The organism is Bacillus sp. AK124 (genome assembly GCF_053903085.1).
Genome location: NZ_CP096378.1, coordinates 3,816,282 through 3,834,091, shown reverse-complemented (window position 1 = coordinate 3,834,091; position 17,810 = coordinate 3,816,282). Strand labels below are relative to the sequence as shown.

At 49.2% G+C, this 17,810-nt stretch carries 16 protein-coding genes; 6 read left to right on the top strand and 10 right to left on the bottom strand.

What is annotated here, in order from left to right; genetic code table 11:
* Positions 1 to 156: 156 nt before the first annotated feature.
* The 5 genes from M1E06_RS19255 to M1E06_RS19235 form a co-directional block, all read right to left on the bottom strand.
* Positions 157 to 1,578, bottom strand: coding sequence for an MDR family MFS transporter (locus M1E06_RS19255; RefSeq protein WP_025810132.1), 1,422 nt, complete (start codon positions 1,576 to 1,578; stop codon positions 157 to 159).
* Positions 1,579 to 1,589: 11 nt separating this feature from the next.
* Positions 1,590 to 2,477 (bottom strand): TetR/AcrR family transcriptional regulator, encoded by an 888-nt coding sequence (locus M1E06_RS19250; protein WP_023857934.1) that lies wholly within the window; start codon positions 2,475 to 2,477, stop codon positions 1,590 to 1,592.
* 94 nt (positions 2,478 to 2,571) lie between these two features.
* Positions 2,572 to 3,414 (bottom strand): isocitrate lyase/PEP mutase family protein, encoded by an 843-nt coding sequence (locus M1E06_RS19245; protein ID WP_023857933.1) that lies wholly within the window; start codon positions 3,412 to 3,414, stop codon positions 2,572 to 2,574.
* A gap of 110 nt (positions 3,415 to 3,524) precedes the next feature.
* A complete protein-coding gene (gene nfsA / locus M1E06_RS19240; protein WP_023857932.1) occupies positions 3,525 to 4,262 on the bottom strand; it encodes an oxygen-insensitive NADPH nitroreductase in 738 nt (245 codons plus the stop codon).
* A gap of 18 nt (positions 4,263 to 4,280) precedes the next feature.
* Positions 4,281 to 4,568, bottom strand: a complete 288-nt coding sequence (locus M1E06_RS19235; RefSeq protein ID WP_023857931.1) for a putative quinol monooxygenase — start codon at positions 4,566 to 4,568, stop codon at positions 4,281 to 4,283.
* Between the two features lie 177 nt (positions 4,569 to 4,745).
* On the opposite strand from M1E06_RS19235, the gene M1E06_RS19230 reads away from it, so the two are divergent.
* The gene (locus M1E06_RS19230) at positions 4,746 to 5,042 is read left to right on the top strand and encodes an ArsR/SmtB family transcription factor (RefSeq protein WP_023857929.1); all 297 of its coding nucleotides are present in this window, start codon (positions 4,746 to 4,748) and stop codon (positions 5,040 to 5,042) included.
* Positions 5,043 to 5,106: 64 nt separating this feature from the next.
* Here the strand turns inward: M1E06_RS19230 and gabR are convergent, their stop codons facing one another.
* Positions 5,107 to 6,537, bottom strand: coding sequence for a MocR-like transcriptional regulator GabR (gene gabR / locus M1E06_RS19225; RefSeq protein ID WP_216904318.1), 1,431 nt, complete (start codon positions 6,535 to 6,537; stop codon positions 5,107 to 5,109).
* 102 nt (positions 6,538 to 6,639) lie between these two features.
* Between gabR and gabT the strand changes: the two genes are divergently transcribed.
* The 3 genes from gabT to gabD are packed head-to-tail and all read left to right on the top strand — an operon-like array spanning position 6,640 to position 10,747.
* Positions 6,640 to 7,953, top strand: coding sequence for a 4-aminobutyrate--2-oxoglutarate transaminase (gene gabT, locus M1E06_RS19220; RefSeq protein ID WP_020450181.1), 1,314 nt, complete (start codon positions 6,640 to 6,642; stop codon positions 7,951 to 7,953).
* Positions 7,954 to 7,986: 33 nt separating this feature from the next.
* Positions 7,987 to 9,378 carry an APC family permease gene (locus M1E06_RS19215; RefSeq protein ID WP_020450182.1) on the top strand — a complete coding sequence of 464 codons (1,392 nt, stop codon included), beginning with the start codon at positions 7,987 to 7,989 and terminating at the stop codon, positions 9,376 to 9,378.
* Positions 9,353 to 10,747 (top strand): succinate-semialdehyde dehydrogenase, encoded by a 1,395-nt coding sequence (gene gabD / locus M1E06_RS19210; protein WP_020450183.1) that lies wholly within the window; start codon positions 9,353 to 9,355, stop codon positions 10,745 to 10,747. Before M1E06_RS19215 ends, gabD begins: the two co-directional genes overlap by 26 nt.
* Positions 10,748 to 10,792: 45 nt before the next feature.
* Here the strand turns inward: gabD and M1E06_RS19205 are convergent, their stop codons facing one another.
* Positions 10,793 to 11,677, bottom strand: coding sequence for a DMT family transporter (locus M1E06_RS19205; protein WP_020450184.1), 885 nt, complete (start codon positions 11,675 to 11,677; stop codon positions 10,793 to 10,795).
* A 155-nt stretch (positions 11,678 to 11,832) separates the two neighbouring features.
* On the opposite strand from M1E06_RS19205, the gene M1E06_RS19200 reads away from it, so the two are divergent.
* Positions 11,833 to 12,324 (top strand): hypothetical protein, encoded by a 492-nt coding sequence (locus M1E06_RS19200; RefSeq protein WP_020450185.1) that lies wholly within the window; start codon positions 11,833 to 11,835, stop codon positions 12,322 to 12,324.
* A 47-nt stretch (positions 12,325 to 12,371) separates the two neighbouring features.
* On the opposite strand, the gene M1E06_RS19195 is transcribed toward M1E06_RS19200, so the two are convergent.
* Genes M1E06_RS19195 through M1E06_RS19185 form a run of 3 tightly spaced genes read right to left on the bottom strand, consistent with a single transcriptional unit; the run spans position 12,372 to position 15,257 of the window.
* Entirely contained in the window at positions 12,372 to 13,016 is a 645-nt protein-coding gene (locus tag M1E06_RS19195; RefSeq protein ID WP_020450186.1) for a YcnI family copper-binding membrane protein, read from the bottom strand.
* A gap of 2 nt (positions 13,017 to 13,018) precedes the next feature.
* On the bottom strand, positions 13,019 to 14,665 hold the full coding sequence (locus M1E06_RS19190) for a copper resistance CopC/CopD family protein (RefSeq protein WP_020450187.1): 1,647 nt from the start codon (positions 14,663 to 14,665) through the stop codon (positions 13,019 to 13,021).
* Between the two features lie 19 nt (positions 14,666 to 14,684).
* Positions 14,685 to 15,257, bottom strand: a complete 573-nt coding sequence (locus M1E06_RS19185) for a DeoR family transcriptional regulator (RefSeq protein ID WP_020450188.1) — start codon at positions 15,255 to 15,257, stop codon at positions 14,685 to 14,687.
* A gap of 258 nt (positions 15,258 to 15,515) precedes the next feature.
* On the opposite strand from M1E06_RS19185, the gene nirB reads away from it, so the two are divergent.
* Positions 15,516 to 17,810, top strand: coding sequence for a nitrite reductase large subunit NirB (nirB, locus tag M1E06_RS19180; protein ID WP_020450189.1), 2,295 nt, complete (start codon positions 15,516 to 15,518; stop codon positions 17,808 to 17,810).

The window sequence follows — 17,810 nt, the reverse complement described above, 5'->3', positions numbered from 1 at the left end:
TCCGGCAGCCTTTTTGTCTGTTCAAGGAGAAGAAGTCGATTGAAATCGTTGTATTCAAATCATATGAAAGATGACGCAGCCGCAAGGGACCAAAACTTAGTTAGATATCAAACCATCAAAAAACACGCCAGTTCGATTTGAACTGGCGTGTCATGATCAGCGCGCCGGCTGCCCTTGTTTGTCGGCCTGCGGCTTCCTTTTTAATGTAAACGAAAGGATAAATCCGATCAGCGCCAAGACAGCGGCCACGATAAAGGCGGAATTCATGCCGTGAATGAGCGCATTTAACGGGTTAGATGCGGCAGCGTTTTTGGCTGAATTACTCATGACGGAAATCAAAACGGCCGTGCCGATTGAACCGCCGATCTGGCGCATCGTATTGTTCATCGCTGTTCCGTGCGGGATGAGATGCATCGGCAGTGCATTGATGCCAGCGGTTGTGAGAGGCATCATAATCATGGAAGTTCCCATCATCCGCAGCGTATAAATAACGATAATAAATGTCAGCGAAGTATCCATTTGCAGATCCGCAAACGGGATCGACGTCAGCAGCAAGACGGCAAACCCGATAATCGCAAGACCTTTTCCGCCGATCTTGTCAAAAATCCGGCCGATGATCGGCGACATGATGCCCATTGCTATCGCGCCCGGCAGAAGCATCAGACCGGAATCGAAAGCTGTCACGTCTCTGACGTTTTGCGTATACAGCGGCAAAATGGTTTCAGTACCGATCATTAGTGCAAAAACGATCATACCGAGGAGCGTTGTTATCGTAAAAGTCCACGATTGGAACACGCGAAACTCGAGTATCGGCCTTTTGATTCTTAATTGTCTAGAGATAAAGAAGAACAGAGCGACCGCACCGACTGCAAAGGAAATCAAAACGGTATTGCTTCCCCAGCCTTCTGATCCGGCGTTGCTAAAGCCGTACAATAAACCGCCGAAACCCAGGCTGGACAGGATAATAGATATGATGTCCACTGATGTTTCTCTCAATTTCGTAACGTTTTTCATCAGCAAGATGACAAGCACAAGATCAATCAGCGCAATTGGCAGAATAATATAAAATAAGTATCTCCATGTAAAGCTGTCGACGATCCAGCCTGACAATGTCGGTCCGATGGCCGGTGCAAATGCGATGACCAAACCGACCATACCCATTGCAGCCCCGCGTTTTTCAACCGGGAAAATCGTTAAAAAGATCGTCTGCATGAGCGGCATCATAATTCCCGCGCCCGCGGCCTGGATGATTCGCGCCGTCAGGAGAACCGGGAAGTTAGGCGCAACCGCGCCGACGACTGTTCCCGCCACAAAGATGCTCATCGCAGCGATGACGAGCGCGCGGCTCGAAAATTTTTCGATCAAAAAGGCGGTAATCGGAATGAGAATCCCGTTTGTCAGCATGAACGCCGTTGTCAGCCATTGAGCTTTTGTAGCGTCTATGTTCAAGTCTGCCATAATATGCGGCAGTGCCGTAACCAGAAGCGTTTGGTTCAAGATCGCGATAAACGCCCCGGCAATAAGCAAACCTACGATGATATTTCTGTTGTATGTCTGTTGTTCAGTTTCTGTATTCATATCAATCCCTCTTATTCTTTGATACTAATCGTTTGTATTTGTGAAACATCGCATTGGAGCGCCTCGATTTTTCCAAGGTAATCAAGGAGAGCCGTGATTAAATACGTGCGCGGCTCTTTGCTGAAAAGCTCCTCGTTCAGCAAATCTGCTGTTGACAGCAGTTCTGTCACGGAAACATCGTCTTGTGACAGCGAGGAAATCTTGGTTTTCAGTTTTTGCAAAAGGTCTTCAAGCAATTCCTCTTTTTTGGGCGGTGCCCAGCATGATGAGAAATTCATATAGGAGGCAATAATGTCTTCATTTAATGAACTTTTCTGATCTTCGTTCAGCTTTTTCTCTATGAAGAGATCCAGAACCGACATAATAAATGGAGGAATCGTTGTAACGTCAGGCTGAGCTTTTCCAGTGCCGACTAAAAACAGGAATTCTCTCATCAAACCGTGGAAAATGATGACGATATCCCATATAAACGGCTCCACCTCTTCGCCGTACGCTTGAATGATAGAATCTTTATGCCAGCTGATGATCAGCGATTTTGTTTCTTTCAGATGCTTTTTAAATACCGCGGTATCCGGAGATGATCCCTCATTGGAGAGGAAATTGATAAATTGGCGGTTTTCCCTGAATTCCGTAATCTCCAAAGCGATTTTTTTAGCGAGTCTTTCTTTTGGCGTCAGCGAGGTTTCCGTATTGATGATGGCGCTTTTGTTCAGCATTTCATGCTTTCTGAACTTGATCAATGCCAGCAGAAGATCTTCTTTAGATTGAAACAGTTTATAAATAGATGCTTTTGACATTTTGCATTCTTCAGCGATCGCTTGCATTGCAACGTTATGATAGCCTTTTTGGGCAAACAGCTTTTTGGCGGCCCTTAAGACTGCTGCTCTTTTTTCGTTCATTCCGGCTCCTTCTTTCGTAATGATAAAACTCATGGGTTACGAAAAAACCCATGAGTTTTCATAAATGAAATATTAACAGACCGAACTGTTTCGGTCAACGATTTTGTTTTAGGTTCCGATGAAGGCTGATCCAATCAGCAGCTTCGCCGTATGAAAGCACGCCGTCCGTCATATGACTGAAGGAGCCCCGGCTGATGATGTCTTCACCGATCTTTTTCACCAGCGACAGTGCGGCTCTGAACGGGGCGGATCCGCAGCTGATTCTTTCGATTCCGAGTTCGGAAAGAATTTGTAAAGAGGGGGTGTGTGAGCCGGCCAGCACATTGAGCGGCCCGGATATACCTTTTCTCAGCCCGGCAATGGTGTCTGTATCACCGGCTCCGGGGATAAAAATGCAGTCCGCACCTGCTTGTCTGTACCGATTTGCCCGCCGGACGGCTGTTTGAAGCCGGGAGCCGGGAGCATCTGCATTGAGCCAGTACACATCCGTACGGGCATTGATCAAAACAGGAAGGTTCAGTTTTTTGACAGCCGCAATTTTTTCTTCCATTAATGTTGCATCACAAAGCGGCCGGCAGGGGTCTTTCATTCCGTCTTCAATATTAATGCCAACAACGCCGGCCGCTGCGGCCTTTTTCACGTTTTCAGCAACTGTTTCCGGTGATTGGCCGTAACCCGCTTCAAGATCTGCGCTGACGGGAATATCGACGGCATCTGTGATGGTTTTCAGTACGGAAAGCAATGTTTCAAAGGGGAGATGTTCGCCGTCGGGATAGCCGAGGGACATGGCAATTCCGGCGCTGGTTGTGCCGACTGCTTTAAAACCGCAGTTTTGAAACGCTTTGGCGCTGGCCGCATCCCAGGCATTCGGCAGAACGAATGGGCCTGACTGATGGTGGAGGTCTAGAAATGCTTTATATTTTGCAAATGGTTTCATGTGTTCCACTCCTTTTTTACATAGTGTAAAGGTAAAGACCTTCGATGCTCATCGAAATGTGGAATGAAACGCATGAAAAAAGGCTATCGATCACCGATAGCCTTAAGTATCTATTCGAGTTTAAATCCTTGTTTCTCAAGCATTTCACGGATGTGAGGATAATACACTTTACTGTAATAAGCGGATATGCCCTGAGACCAGTTTCTTGTTTCCTGTCCATTTGTCCGTTTTGTCATATATTCGGATATTTCTTCATCGTACGCGTCGATCAGCGGTTTTAAGTCAGGTTGATAGGTTTCGCTGTGTCTTACCGCTTGTTCAGGGAGACGCGGCTTTTTCGCGGAGCGGTCCGCCGGATGGCCGACGACGAGTCCTGCGACAGGGAAGACGTATTCAGGAATATTGAGCAGTTCGATCAGCTCTTCTGCACGGCCGCGGACAGCGCCGATCGGCACAGTGCCAAGCCCCATCGATTCAGCGGCCGCTGTGGCCGTACCGAGGGCGATGCCTGCGTCGACAGCTCCGACAAGCACGGATTCCATTCCGTCTGTGATCGCAAGCGTTTCGCCGTTTTTCTCAAGAGCGATTTTCGCACGGTTGAAGTCCGCGCAGAACAAAAGGAACACGGGGGCCTGCTCGATCCAGACCTGTCCGCCGGCCAATTCGGCGATTTTCTTTTTCCGTTCCTCATCCTGAACCGTAATCACGGTGACCTGCTGGCCGTTGATTGAAGTCGGAGCGGCTTGAACGGCTTGAATGATCTTATCCAGCTGTTCAGGGTTCACGGGCTCATCTGTATAGCTGCGAATCGATCTATGGTCTGTCAATGTTTTCAATACTTCATTCATGTAAACGTCATCCTTTCTTTAATCAAGTGTGTGCGTTTTAACCACATTCAGAGGTTCTGATAAAAGGTCGCCCGCGGCTTGAACAAAAGCTTGAAAATGCTCTGTCTGATTATGGGCGTCAATTGCGTTTTGATCTTTCCATTGCTCAAGCATGACAAATGTATTGGCATGTTCGGTATCTTCAAACAGCTGGTATTGGGCATTGCCGGCTTCAGCTCTTGAATGTTTAAGCAGCGGTTGTACGCTTTCGAGAAAGGCGTCGCGTTTTTCTGGTTTTACTTTCATATAGGCTTGCAATACGATCATCGGTTCAAACCTCCGTCATGTCATTTAGAATTCCTTTGCGTATTCGTTGTATACACAGTGAATTTATTGTTCGAAAATCATCGAACAATTGCATCGTAACATGTCTTTGCATTGCCGGCAACTCATTTGCCTCCTTGACGAATTGTCTTGAAGTTAGGATTATGATACATTTAACCCATGAAAACAAATGAAATGAAGTTAATATCCGTTCTCCAGGCCTTGAGTGATCCATACAGGCTTGAGATTGTCAAAGCGCTGGCTGATACAGCCGAAAAAACGTGCGGTACATGCACAAATCTCAATATCGCAAAGTCTACGCTGTCCCACCATTTCAAGGTGCTGAGAGAAGCGGGGTTGCTCAAAGTCCGCATCGAAGGGAAGCATCATTATTACTCCCTCCGCAAACGGGAATTGGAGGAGCAGTTTCCGGGACTGATCGAGGCGATTCTCCAGGTAGAAAAGGAACGGTGGTAAACGGGCAGACGTCGGCTTTCTAAAGCCAAGCAGATACCGGCAGGAGCGAACCTGCCGGTATTTTTTAAAGCTTCTCATCACCGCATACCGCTTCATAAAGCTTGGCAGTCCCTTTGTCGATCTGATCGGCAGCGATTTTGGCAAATCCAAGCACGAGCGATACCGTTCCTTCATGTTTTGTCTGCTCTTTCTTTAACGTAAACCGGTTCATGCCGTAAACCTCGACTCGTCTATCCTTTGCTCTTGATAAAACCTCTTCTTCACTTCTATCTGTTTCAAAATCGGCCACAAAGTGTAGGCCTGCGCTTTCGCCTTTAATTTTGACCCGGCCGTTAAAGATTTTGACAAGGCTTCCGATCAGCCTTGTCCGCTTTTCTTCGTAAATCTGGTTCATTTTCTTGATGTGCTTTTGGTATTCCCCCGATTCGATCAATTCCTGCAGGGCGAGCTGCGTTAAAACACTGCTCGATTGAATCGAGAAATGGTGCCTTTTTCTGTATCGCTTCAGCAGCTTTTGCGGCAGTACCATATAGCTGATTCTCAGGCCCGGAAGAAGCGATTTTGAAAACGTGCCGATATAGATGACTTTTTCAGAGCGGTCAAGGCTTTGCAGGGCGGGGATCGTATCGCTCCCGTATTTGAATTCGCTGTCATAATCGTCTTCCACAATATAGCGGTTTTCCCCGTCGGAAACCCAGTTTAAAAGCTGAATCCTTCTCGATACCGGCATAATGATTCCTGTTGGAAACTGGTGTGAAGGCGTGACAAATAAAACGTCCGGATTCAGACGGTGAATCTCGCTGATCCGCATTCCTTTATGATCGAGCTGAATCGTGGCCACTTCTTTCCCTTCATTTTTCAGCAGTCGATAAATCCGGCTGTATCCCGGCTCCTCCATCGCATAGACGGCTGAGGCGGGGAGAAGATCCTGAAGCGTGTGAATTAAGGACTGCGTGCCGGCGCTGATCACGATTTGTTCGGGGTGACACTTGACGCCTCTCGTTAAAGCGATAAAGCGTGCGATCGTCTGGCGCACTTCGTAGACACCTTGCGGATGCGTCATTTCTCCGAGTTCGTTTATATGAGAAGAAACCGCTTTCTGTTCACAGCGAAGCCATGTTTTAAACGGAAAATGCACCGTATCGACGCTCATATGGGAAAACGATATCCAGCCGTCTTTGCTTTCCGGCTTTTCAACCAGTTCTTTTTCCAATTGAAGGGGGCCGGGATGGCGGCTGGCGTGGAACGTTTCGATCTGCTCTACAAAAAAGCCTTTTCTTTCACGTGAATAAAGATAACCTTCTGCAAGAAGCTGCTGGTAGGCAGCGTTGACCGAATTGATGCTGACGTTCAATGCTTCGGCGAGCTCGCGCTTGGAAGGGAGTTTTTTTCCCGGTAACAGGTTGCGGCTGAAAATTTCTTCTTTAATCCGCTGATAGATTTGGTGATAAATATAATCCGCATCCTTGGAGCGGTCAATCGGTATCGTAATCATAGCGCCTCCCTCTGGTACCATCGAAAATTAATGATTGGTACTTTTCATCATACCAAAAAATATTCAGAATTATAAGAAATAAGAGTGGGGGAGAGATTTTTTATGAGTCTGAACACAAAAGCATTCACAACGGAAGATTGGCAAGCCAAACGGGATCAATTCGTGGCAAGGGGTGTCTCCAACGGAAACCGTCATCTGGCCGCTAAAGGGGAAGGTGCCGTTTTATATGATATTGACGGGCGCCGTTTTATCGATTTTGCCGGGGCGATCGGCACATTAAATGTCGGGCATTCACATCCGAAAGTTGTAGAAGCTGTCAAGCAGCAGGCCGAACAGCTCATTCATCCCGGTTTTAACGTCATGATGTATCAGGCCTATATCGAATTGGCGGAAAAGCTATGCCGGCTTGCGCCGGGCGCCCATGAGAAAAAAGCGATTTTCCTGAACTCGGGGGCGGAAGCCGTCGAAAACGCCGTAAAAATATCCAGAAAATATACGAAGCGTCAAGCCGTCGTTTCTTTTACCCGCGGATTCCACGGGCGCACAAACATGACGATGAGCATGACGAGCAAGGTGAAACCATACAAATTCGGATTCGGTCCTTTTGCACCTGAAGTATATCAGGCGCCGTTTCCTTACTACTATAGAAAGCCTGAAGGGATGACTGATGAAAGCTACGATGACATGGTGATTCAGGCGTTTGACGAATTCTTCGTCTCGTCTGTTGCTCCGGAGACGGTCGCGTGCGTTGTCATGGAGCCGGTGCAGGGAGAAGGAGGATTTATTATTCCTTCCAAACGGTTTGTGCAGCATGTCGCAGCCTTCTGTCAAAAACACGGCATCGTTTTTGTCGCCGATGAGATCCAAACAGGCTTTTCCAGAACGGGCAAATATTTTGCGATTGAGCATTTTGATGTCGTTCCTGACCTTGTGACGGTGTCAAAATCACTGGCTGCCGGCGTTCCGCTCAGCGGTGTCATCGGCCGGGCGGAAATGCTTGATGCGGCGGACCCGGGGGAACTCGGGGGCACATATGCCGGAAGTCCGCTTGGGTGCGCAGCCGCTTTGGCAGTGCTCGATATTATCGAATCGGAACAGCTCAACAAGCGCTCTGAAGAAATCGGTAAAGCCATCGAAGAGCGGGCGCTTGAATGGAAGATGAAATTTCCGCAGATTGGGGAAGTCCGCAGACTTGGCGCGATGGCGGCGATTGAAATTGTCCGGGACGAAAAGACGCGGGAGCCGGACAAAGCAGCTGCGGCCAAGATTGCTAAGTACGCCAATGAACACGGCCTGCTCTTGTTGACGGCAGGAATCAATGGCAACATTATCCGTTTTCTGTCTCCGCTCGTCATTACTGATCAATTGCTTGAGGAAGGACTCGGCATCATCGAAGAAGCGCTGGAACAGCTCTAGTTTGACATCTTCTAAAAGAAGGGGCGGATTTTGATGGGAAAACAGCAAATGAAAAAAACGATGTCGCAGACGGATGTGCTATTTTTAGCGATCGGGGCGATGCTCGGCTGGGGCTGGGTCGTCCTTTCCGGCGACTGGATTTCGACAGCCGGCTTTATGGGCAGCACCGTCGCGTTTATCATCGGCGGCATTCTCGTCATCTTAATCGGGTTAACGTACGCGGAGCTGTCTTCCGCCATCCCTGAAACGGGAGGCGGCTTGATATTCGTCTACAGGGCGTTCGGCCGAAAAACGGCTTTTGTCGCGGCTTGGGGTGTGCTTTTCGGCTATGTTTCGGTAATTACATTTGAGGCGGTCGCATTGCCGACCGTCATTGATTACGTCCTGCCTGTCGAACATCAGGGCTTTCTCTGGTCGCTAAGCGGCTGGGACGTGTATGTCACTTGGGTGTTGATCGGTTCAGGGGGTGCGGTCGTCCTGACCGCGCTCAATTACTTCGGCGTCAAGCCGGCCGCGATTTTTCAGTCAGTTTTTACGATCGCGATTATCGCCACAGGCTTTCTCCTTTTGGGCGGCGCCTTGGTCAACGGTAATGTTGAACATATGCAGCCCCTTTTTAAAGACGGATTTTCCGGGATGATGTCCGTCCTCGTCATGATTCCGTTTCTGTTTGTCGGATTTGACGTCATCCCTCAGGTTGCGGCTGAAATTAATGCTCCGAAAAAAATTATCGGCAAAATTTTGATTATTTCGATCGTCAGTGCGGTCTTGTTTTATTTGCTGATTGTATTCGGGGTGACGATGGGGCTGTCAGAAAGCGAGCTTGCAACGACTTCTTTGGCGACCGCGGATGCCATGGTCAATCTGCTCGGGAACCAGCTGTTCGGCACGGTGCTTGTCCTTGGCGGAGTCGCCGGCATCATTACGAGCTGGAACGCATTTATCATCGGCGCGAGCCGCATTCTGTTTGCGATGTCGGAAAAAGGCATGGTGCCGAAATGGTTCGGTTTCATCCATCCGAAGTATAAAACACCGACGAACGCGATTTTGTTTCTGGGAGCGCTGGCGTTTTTTGCGCCGCTGCTCGGGCGCCCTGCCCTTGTTTGGATCGTCAATGCAGGGGGAACAGGTATTATAGTCGGATATTTGATCGTCTCGATTGCATTCATGAAGCTGAGAAAGACAGAGCCGGATTTAAACAGACCGTATAAAATCAATAAGTGGAAAACGACGGGTATATCTGCTATTCTCTTAAGTGTTATCTTTCTCGCCTTTTATTTGCCAGGTATGCCGGCCGCGCTCACATGGCCGTATGAATGGCTGATCTTGGCGGGATGGACATTGATCGGTTTTCTTTTATTCAACAGCAGTTCAAAACGTAAAGGGGAGGAGATTCAACATGACCAGCATGCTAGAAGTATATAATCCTGCGACTGGAGAAAAAATCAAATCGGTTCCCCAGCAATCCGCAAAAGAAGTCGAAGAGGCAGTCGTACGCTCGCATGAAGCATTTCAAAAATGGTCGAAAACATCGGCTTCAGAACGAGCGGGCTTACTGAAAAAATGGTTCGATTTGATTGTGGAGCAGAAGGACGAGCTGGCAAAATTGATTACGCTTGAAAACGGCAAGCCGTATGCCGAGGCACAAGGCGAAGTCATATATAGCGCCGGCTATATCGAATGGTATGCGGAGGAAGCGAAACGCATTTACGGAAGAACGGTTCCCGCATCTGTGACGAACAAGCGCATCATCGTCACGCGCCAGGGGGTCGGTCCTGTTGCGGCGATTACCCCGTGGAACTTTCCGGCGGCGATGATCACGAGAAAAGCGGCGCCGGCCTTGGCGGCGGGCTGTACCTTTATCATCAAGCCGGCGCCTGACACGCCTTTAACGGCGCTTGAGCTCGTTCGCCTCGGCCACGAAGCGGGTATTCCGAAAGACGTCCTTCAGTGTGTGATCGGCGATGGAAAAGAGATCGGTTCTATTTTTACAAGCCATCCGCTGATCCGCAAAATTACGTTCACCGGATCTACGCCTGTCGGCAAACATTTAATGAAAAACAGCGCCGAGACGGTGAAGCATGTGTCAATGGAGCTTGGCGGCCATGCCCCGCTGATCGTTGATGAAGATGCCAACATTGACCTCGCCGTTCAACAGACGATGCTGTCGAAATACAGGAATGCCGGACAAACGTGCGTCTGTGCAAACCGTCTGATCGTTCATGAATCGGTTAAGGATGAATTTGCAGAAAAACTCCGCGCCGAAGTTGCCAAGCTGAAAGTCGGGAACGGACTTGAAGAAGGTGTATCAATCGGCCCGGTCATCAATAAAAACGGCTTCCAAAAAATCGTCGACCAAATCAATGACGCGGTGAATAAAGGGGCAAAAGTTCTCATCGGCGCTGAATACGAAAGCGATGATGAGAAATCATGCTACTTTGTCCACCCGACAGTGCTGACAGATGTTGATCCTTCAATGACGATCATGCATGAGGAAACATTCGGTCCCGTTGCGCCGATTACGACTTTTAAGACGCTGGACGAAGCGGTCAAGCTCGCCAATGATACGCCTTACGGTTTAGCGGCATACTTCTTTACGGAAAACTACCGCCGCGGCATCTATTTATCCGAAAATCTAGATTACGGCATTCTCGGCTGGAATGACGGCGGACCGTCAACCGTTCAAGCGCCTTTCGGCGGCATGAAGGAAAGCGGCATCGGACGCGAAGGCGGACAGGAAGGCATCGAGCCGTATTTGGAAACGAAATATTTGTCCATCGGTTTGGATGAATAACAAGACAGCATGAAAACCCGCCCGCATACCCACGGGCGGGTTTTTTTACGCTTTCACCTGTTCAGCGTTTATTTTATTCTTTTTGGGCTGATAGGAAATATAAAAAATGCCCAGCAGAAGCAGTGCGATCCCGGCCCAGGAAACAAGAGGCAGCGATTCTCTGACAAGCACGGTTCCCAAAAGCGACGCTGTGAGCGGTTCAGCCAGCGACAGCGTCACCGCCGTTGAGGCTGGCACTTTTGCCAATCCTGTCGTAAATAACAGGTACGCGGCCCCGGTTGCAATGACGCCGATATAGAGGCTGACAGCCATTCCCGGAACCGATAAGATCCAGCTCATATCGTACAGAAACAACAACGGGGCAAGCAATACAGCGCTTAAAAAGAACACGGTGCCTGTGACAGCCTCCGGCTTTTGCTTTTGCAGGAGCTTTTTGCTTGTCAGCGTGTAGACGGCAAAGGAAAGACCGGCGCCGAGTGCGAGCAGTATGCCGAGAAAGCTCCCGCCCGATGAGGCGGAGGGGATGAATAATAAGGATACGCCTGCTATCGCTGCAGCCGTTGCGATCCACCATTTCGTCTGCGGAACTTTTTTGAACACGAGCCATTCAAGGCAGCCGGCGATAATCGGAGCGCTGCCGATGGCGACGACCGTTCCGACAGCGATCCCTGACAGGCTGACGGCTGAAAAAAAGAAAGGCTGGTAAAATGCCATGCTCAATGCTGCGATGATCAGTGTTTTAACGGGCCAGCCGCTGTGTTTCAATTGACCGCGCAAAGCCGCAAACAAGAGCAGGGTGATGCCGCCGACCGCCATTCTGACAGCGCCGAACACAAGAGGCGCCGCCTCTTCAGGCGCGAACGCCTGGGTTGTTCCCGTCGTTCCCCATAAAATGGCCGCAAGCAAGACAAACAGAACCGATACTTTCATACTCCGATCTCTCCCCACTCAATCATTCAGAACTTTTTCTATTGTAAGATAAATTGGCTGATTTTTGAATCGCTGCTTCGGAACTTTCAGAGGAAATATTCAACGCTGGCCGAATACATATAAGGGCCTAAAACAATTAAAGTCGGAGGAAGCGGATGAAAAAACGAACAGTTTTATTTTTCTTGGTGATCTGGCTCGCCGGATGTGCGAGCGCTCAAGAAGCTGAGAAACAAACCAAAAGGGTGAACAGCGAACAGGAAGCGATTGAGGACGGTATTCGTTACGAGAACATCACAAAAGACGATATTATAGACAAAATCGATTTAAACGGCGAACAAGTCGTCGTCTTTCGATTCGGCGATTCGGAGGGAGAGGGAATTTGCCTCGCTCACATCAAACGGGAAAACGGCAAATATCAATGGTACCGCGACTTGAATTATGTCATTGTAAAATCGGATCACCCGGAAACGGAGAATGCGGAAGCTTCTTCACCGTTCACAACGCCAAAGGGAAGAAAGTACACGTTATATACAGGGGATGCCGCTCGCCTGAATGGAACATTTGAGACTGATGACGGGCTTTATTTAGAGCCGGTGGTCGATCAAAAAACGGGCATGTATTATCAGATTGTGCAGGATTCGGACTGAAATGGGTACAAAAAGGCAGTCGGGATATTTCCGACTGCCTTTCATTTTTACGATTTCTTTTTGCGCACTGTCAAGAGCAGTGCAGCACCCCCAAGAAGCACGGCGAGGATCGACAGGATGAGGGAAGCGGTTTGAATCCCTTGTCCTCCTTGACCGTCTTCATTTTCTGCGGCAGTGTTTTGTTTCGTTGAAGCGCCGTGTGCGTTAACCGTTTCGTGTCCGAGCTTTGCAGCGTCGACAATGCTTGTGATCGCATGCGGGGTATCGGCGTTTTCATCACCGGTCCACTCGACAATCGTGCCGTCTTTATAATATTGGTAAGCGTTCCAGGCGGCCTTTTGTTCTTTGTCAGGGTTTTTGGCGGTGAAGGTAAACTGCTGGAATTCACCAGGCTGAATGCCGCCGTTTTTTGCTTCCCACGTCACCCTTGTCACTTTTTCGTTTTTGCCGGTTTTAGTGCTCGTTTTCCAGCCCGGCACCGGTTCATACTGCTGAAATTCAACACCGTCCGGCATGCTGAGAACGACCTTGGTTGTGGCGTTGTCTTTTTCAACCGGTACTTTGACGGTGTATGTTTCCCATGAGCCTGCTGCTGATTCGGCCGGTTTTACCGTGACATGTGCGCTGACAGGCACGGAGAAAAGCAAAAATGATGCTAGGATTGCACCCAGCGATAAAGTTTTTTTAAACATAATCAAAACTCCTTTTTATTAATTTTTGCATTGAAAACCGTTCTGATTTCCTCAAATGACGCCGTTAATCCGTGAACGCGGATCTTCCAGATGCCGTCTTCGTTTAAATTTAAATTTTTCGTTTGGAAAACGCCGACTTTATTTTTGCTGAGGCTGAACGTACTCTCCTTGTCATCCCCGAAAAGCCCGGTTTTCTCAACGGTTAATTCGATTTTTTGAATATCTTTGACGACGTCCCCTTTTCTGTTTCTGACGGTGACCTCAAACGCATTTGAGCCCGGCATGTTCGGGCTGATTCGGAGCGACAGCGTGTTTCCTTCCGTCAGCTGCTTCGTCTCACTGAAAGGCTGCGGCAGCGGCGCGGGCGGACTTGGAAGATTGGTGAAAACCGCCGTGGTCAGCAGAATGAGAAGCCCGACCGCCCATTCAGCTTTCAGCGAACGGCCGCCCTGCTGTTTCGGCACTTTTCTAAAACGGAAATAGTGAAATGCTCCGAGTCCGATCATGAGAAGAACGAGCGCCACTTTCACAAGGAGCGCTTTTCCGTAAGCCGTCCCGAGCAGGTTATCCAGTGTGTGAACAATGAAGAAGCTGTTGAAAAGGCCCGAAAATATGAGAAGCCCTGCAGAAGCGAGCGCCCATGGCGAGAAGCGCCGAATGGTTTCCCATATCAAACTTTTGTCAGGCTTCAGCCAGTCTTTTCCGAAAAACAGCACAATCATCGCGAGTCCGCCCGTCCAAATGGAAGCGGCATTCAGATGGATGAAGTTCATCGCGATCGTCATATAGCCGGCGCTCGTCGAAGCAGCATGGCCGTCGAGCGATTTGACGAACAAAAGTCCGGCAAAAAGGAACAGGCTCAAGATCGCGCTCTTCAGATCTTTTCTGTTCGAACAAAAAACAAGCACGGCGATGATGGCGATGTTGATCAGCCACAGCATTCCGCCTGTCGTATTCAGAAGCGTTTCATGCAAAAGCGAAGGCTGGAAAGCCCCGCTCCAGGAAACGCCCGCGTTTGCTTTTGTTTGCAGGGGCAGCTGAATGATGATGGCGGCCCCTGTCAATATGAGCGCCGCATTCTTGATCCGCTTCAGCCGGCGCCGTTTGTCACCCGGCCAGCCGTTTTCAGGGCGATGCCATACGAGTTGCAAAAGAGCGGCCCCCATGAACAGGGAGAAACCGGTATACAAAAGGACGCGTTCCATGACGGTATCGGCTGCCGGCAGTCCTGATGCTTGATTTTGCTGATCTTTCGGCAGCCCGCCTTGAATGTTTCCGATGCTGAAAGGGATCGTGCCTGATACGGGATGCCCATCTGCGGATACGGCTCTCCATTCGGCCGAGTAGATATCATCCTTTAACTTCGGTTTCAGTTTGACGGTCATAATCTTGGCGTTTTGCGGGTCGATTTCCGTTTTGCCGGAATCGACGCGCTCACCTGACGAATTTCTGACCGTTATCGAATGAAACCCGTTCTGAATCGCTTCATTGAATTCAATCTTGATTTCTGCAGGCGCTTTTTTCAGCTCCTGATTTTCAGCTGGAGTTGATTTTACGATATATGCGTGAGCAAAAGCGGCTTTTGGCAGCAGAATGATACATAGAACAGCGAGAACTGTCCAGAGTGTTGCTCTTTTCATCACATTCATCCAATCTTTTAACAAAATTTCACGTCTTCAGGCTGCAGCAGCTGTTCTTCATCGTTTTCTGGATGAGAAGCGCGGCATCGTCAAACGATAACAGCTGTCCGCCAAAGCCTTTTTTAAATTTCCGCGCATCCGCTTCAGAAGCGAAAGGGATCGCCTGCGGCTCGCAGCAGTTCAAATGAAGATCCGTATCCAGCAAAAAGACGGCGGCTTTGGCACTGATCGTCGTATCCAGCAAAAAATCTCTGCAGATGATCTGTGACACGTCATCTTTCACTTTCTCATAGCGGAGCATTGCGCAATGGGAACAGCAAAATTGTTCAATTTGACTGTCGTTTTTTACAATCTGCACGGAAAGCCTCGAGCCTGTCCCTTTTCCGCAAACGACGCAAAGCTGCCCAAGCTGCTGCTTCGGCTTGTTTAGCGTAATTCCGCCTGCCGTCTTGATGACCTGTCCGTTTTCAACAAGCGGTTTAATGTCGCGGTAAACGGTCATTTCAGAGACGTTCAGCCTTTTCGAAATGTCCGAAATGCGCAGAGATTCTTCTTCTTTGACCCACGCCAATATCTGCTGTCTTCTTTTAATCGGTAGCATTCTCCTCCTCCATTTCTTATGTTCTTTATTTTAAGCCTAGTAGATTGCAGGAAAAGAAACAAGCAGAACGTGATAAAAAATGTGATAAAATGTTGAACTTTAACATCGCGGCCAAAGCCGTTGAATCGTCATCAATGGGTGCTGGTCAAACCGTCCTGTTTCTAAAATTTTTTGTAAGGAAATGTAACAGGTTTAAACGCTTTAGCGATGCAATGTGAAATAATAATCCAGAGCAAAGCTGCAGAGGGAGGGGAGAAAATGGGGAAACAAAGGCTGGTTTTGATAGGAAACGGCATGGCCGGGGTTCGCACGGCGGAAGAAATTTTACAACACGGCGGGAGCCGGTTTGAGATCGTCATCATCGGCAGCGAACCACACCTCAGCTATAATCGGATTCTGCTGTCTTCTGTCCTTCAGGGGGAAACGGATTGGAACGATGTGATGACAAAAAGCCGGAGTTGGTATGAAGAAAACGGGATTACACTTTATACAGGGGAAACAGCTGTCGCAATCAATACGGTGAAACAGACGGTGGCGACAGATCAAAACCGCGAAATCGCTTATGACAAACTGATCATTGCGACGGGCTCTTCCCCGTTTATCCTCCCGGTTCATGGTGCGGACAAAGAAGGGGTATATGGTTTTAGAACAATAGACGATTGCCGGGCATTGATAAAGGCATCAAAGCGGTTTGAAAAAGCGGCCGTCATCGGCGCGGGAATTTTGGGTCTTGAGGCGGCGCGAGGGTTGGCAAACCTCGGGATGAAGGTTGATGTGATTCACCACTCTTCCTGCATCATGCAGAATCAGCTTGATCCGCCGGCATCTGCCATGCTCCAGAAAGAGCTGGAGCATCAAGGGATCCATTTTCTTTTGGATAAAGATACAGAGGCGATTTTAGGAAGATCCCGCGCCGAGGGTGTGCGGTTTAAAGACGGGACGGAGATCAGCGCCGATCTCATCGTCATGGCTGCCGGTGTCAGACCGAATATCGAACTGGCCAAGGTGAGCGGTATTGCAACAAACCGGGCGATCATCGTCAGCGACTATATGGAGACAAATATTCCAAATGTCTACGCCGTCGGTGAATGCGCGGAGCATAACGGAACGGTCTATGGTCTAGTCAAGCCTTTGTTTGAACAGGGGAAAGTGCTGGCCAGACATATTTGCGGGCTCGCATGTGCCGGTTATCAGGGCTCCATCCAGTCTGCAGCTCTAAAAATGTCCGGCATCGACGTCTTTTCGGCAGGGAAAATCACAGAGGACGACTCGACAACGGCTATTAAACTTTTAGACGAAGCGTCAGGAGTCTATAAAAAAGCCGTCTTTCAAGGGGATAAAATGGCCGGCGTGATTTTATACGGAGACACCAGCGGCAGCCAACGGCTGTTGGAAAGCATTATCAAGCAAAGAGATATTACCGTTGTCAAAAAAGAGCTGTTTCAATCGGAAGAAAACAGTTCAGTCGCTGCTATGGCGCTTAGTGAAACGATCTGCCAATGCAACGCGGTTTCCAAAGGCGCGATCATGGAAGCCATACAGACGCACGGTTTAAAGACGGCCGAGGAGGTCAAAGGCTGTACAAATGCTTCCGGATCATGCGGCGGCTGCAGGCCGTTGCTTGAAGAACTGCTGCTCCATACCGCTGAACAGGATGATTACGTATCTGCGGCGGAACAGCCGATGTGCACCTGCACTTCATTCACGGAAGATGAAGTCGTGAACGAAATACAGATAAGAAATCTTTCTTCCGTTCACGAAGTCATCTCGGCGCTCGGCTGGAAAAACAGCAGCGGCTGCCGAATTTGCGTGCCCGCCATTCACTACTATTTAAAAATGATCCGTCCGGACATCATCTATGAGGAGCACGAAGAGGAGATGGGTACCATCATTCCGCAAATGTACGGAGGCCGAACGAATGCCGAAGAGCTGAAGCGCATTGCAGAAGTGATTGAAAAATATCAAATTCAAGAGGTGTACATGACACACCATCAGAGATTAAAGCTTGCTGGTATCAAGCCGGAGTATATAGAGCGCGTGAAAGAAGAACTCGGCATGCCGCATTGCCCGCCGCCTCAGCATAGGATCGCCGCGGTTAAAACGTGCACGTGCGGATCACCGCAGATTCAAACATTGGCAGCAGACTTGGAAAAAGCGGCAGAATCCCTCCTCATTCCGGCCAAGGTCTCGATCGGGGTGTCGGGCTGTTTGGACGATTGCGTGTACGCTTCAGTTCATGACATTGGACTTCTCAAAGTAAACGGGGGCTGGGAGATTTATGCGGGCGGCCAAGGAGGACAGCATGCTGCTCCGGGAGAGCTGCTTTCAGTAGCCGACTCGGCGGAGGAAGCGGGGGAATTCATGAAAGGCCTGCTTCAATATTACCGCGAAACAGCAAATTATCTCGAGAAGGTCGGGCATTGGATTGAACGCGCCGGTATCATTCATATCCGGGAAGTTTTATTTGACAACGGACTTCGCGGCCAGCTGATCGAACGGCTTGAAAAAGAGAAGCGGCTGGCTCAGCAAGAAACGATAAAAGGGCTGATGTGA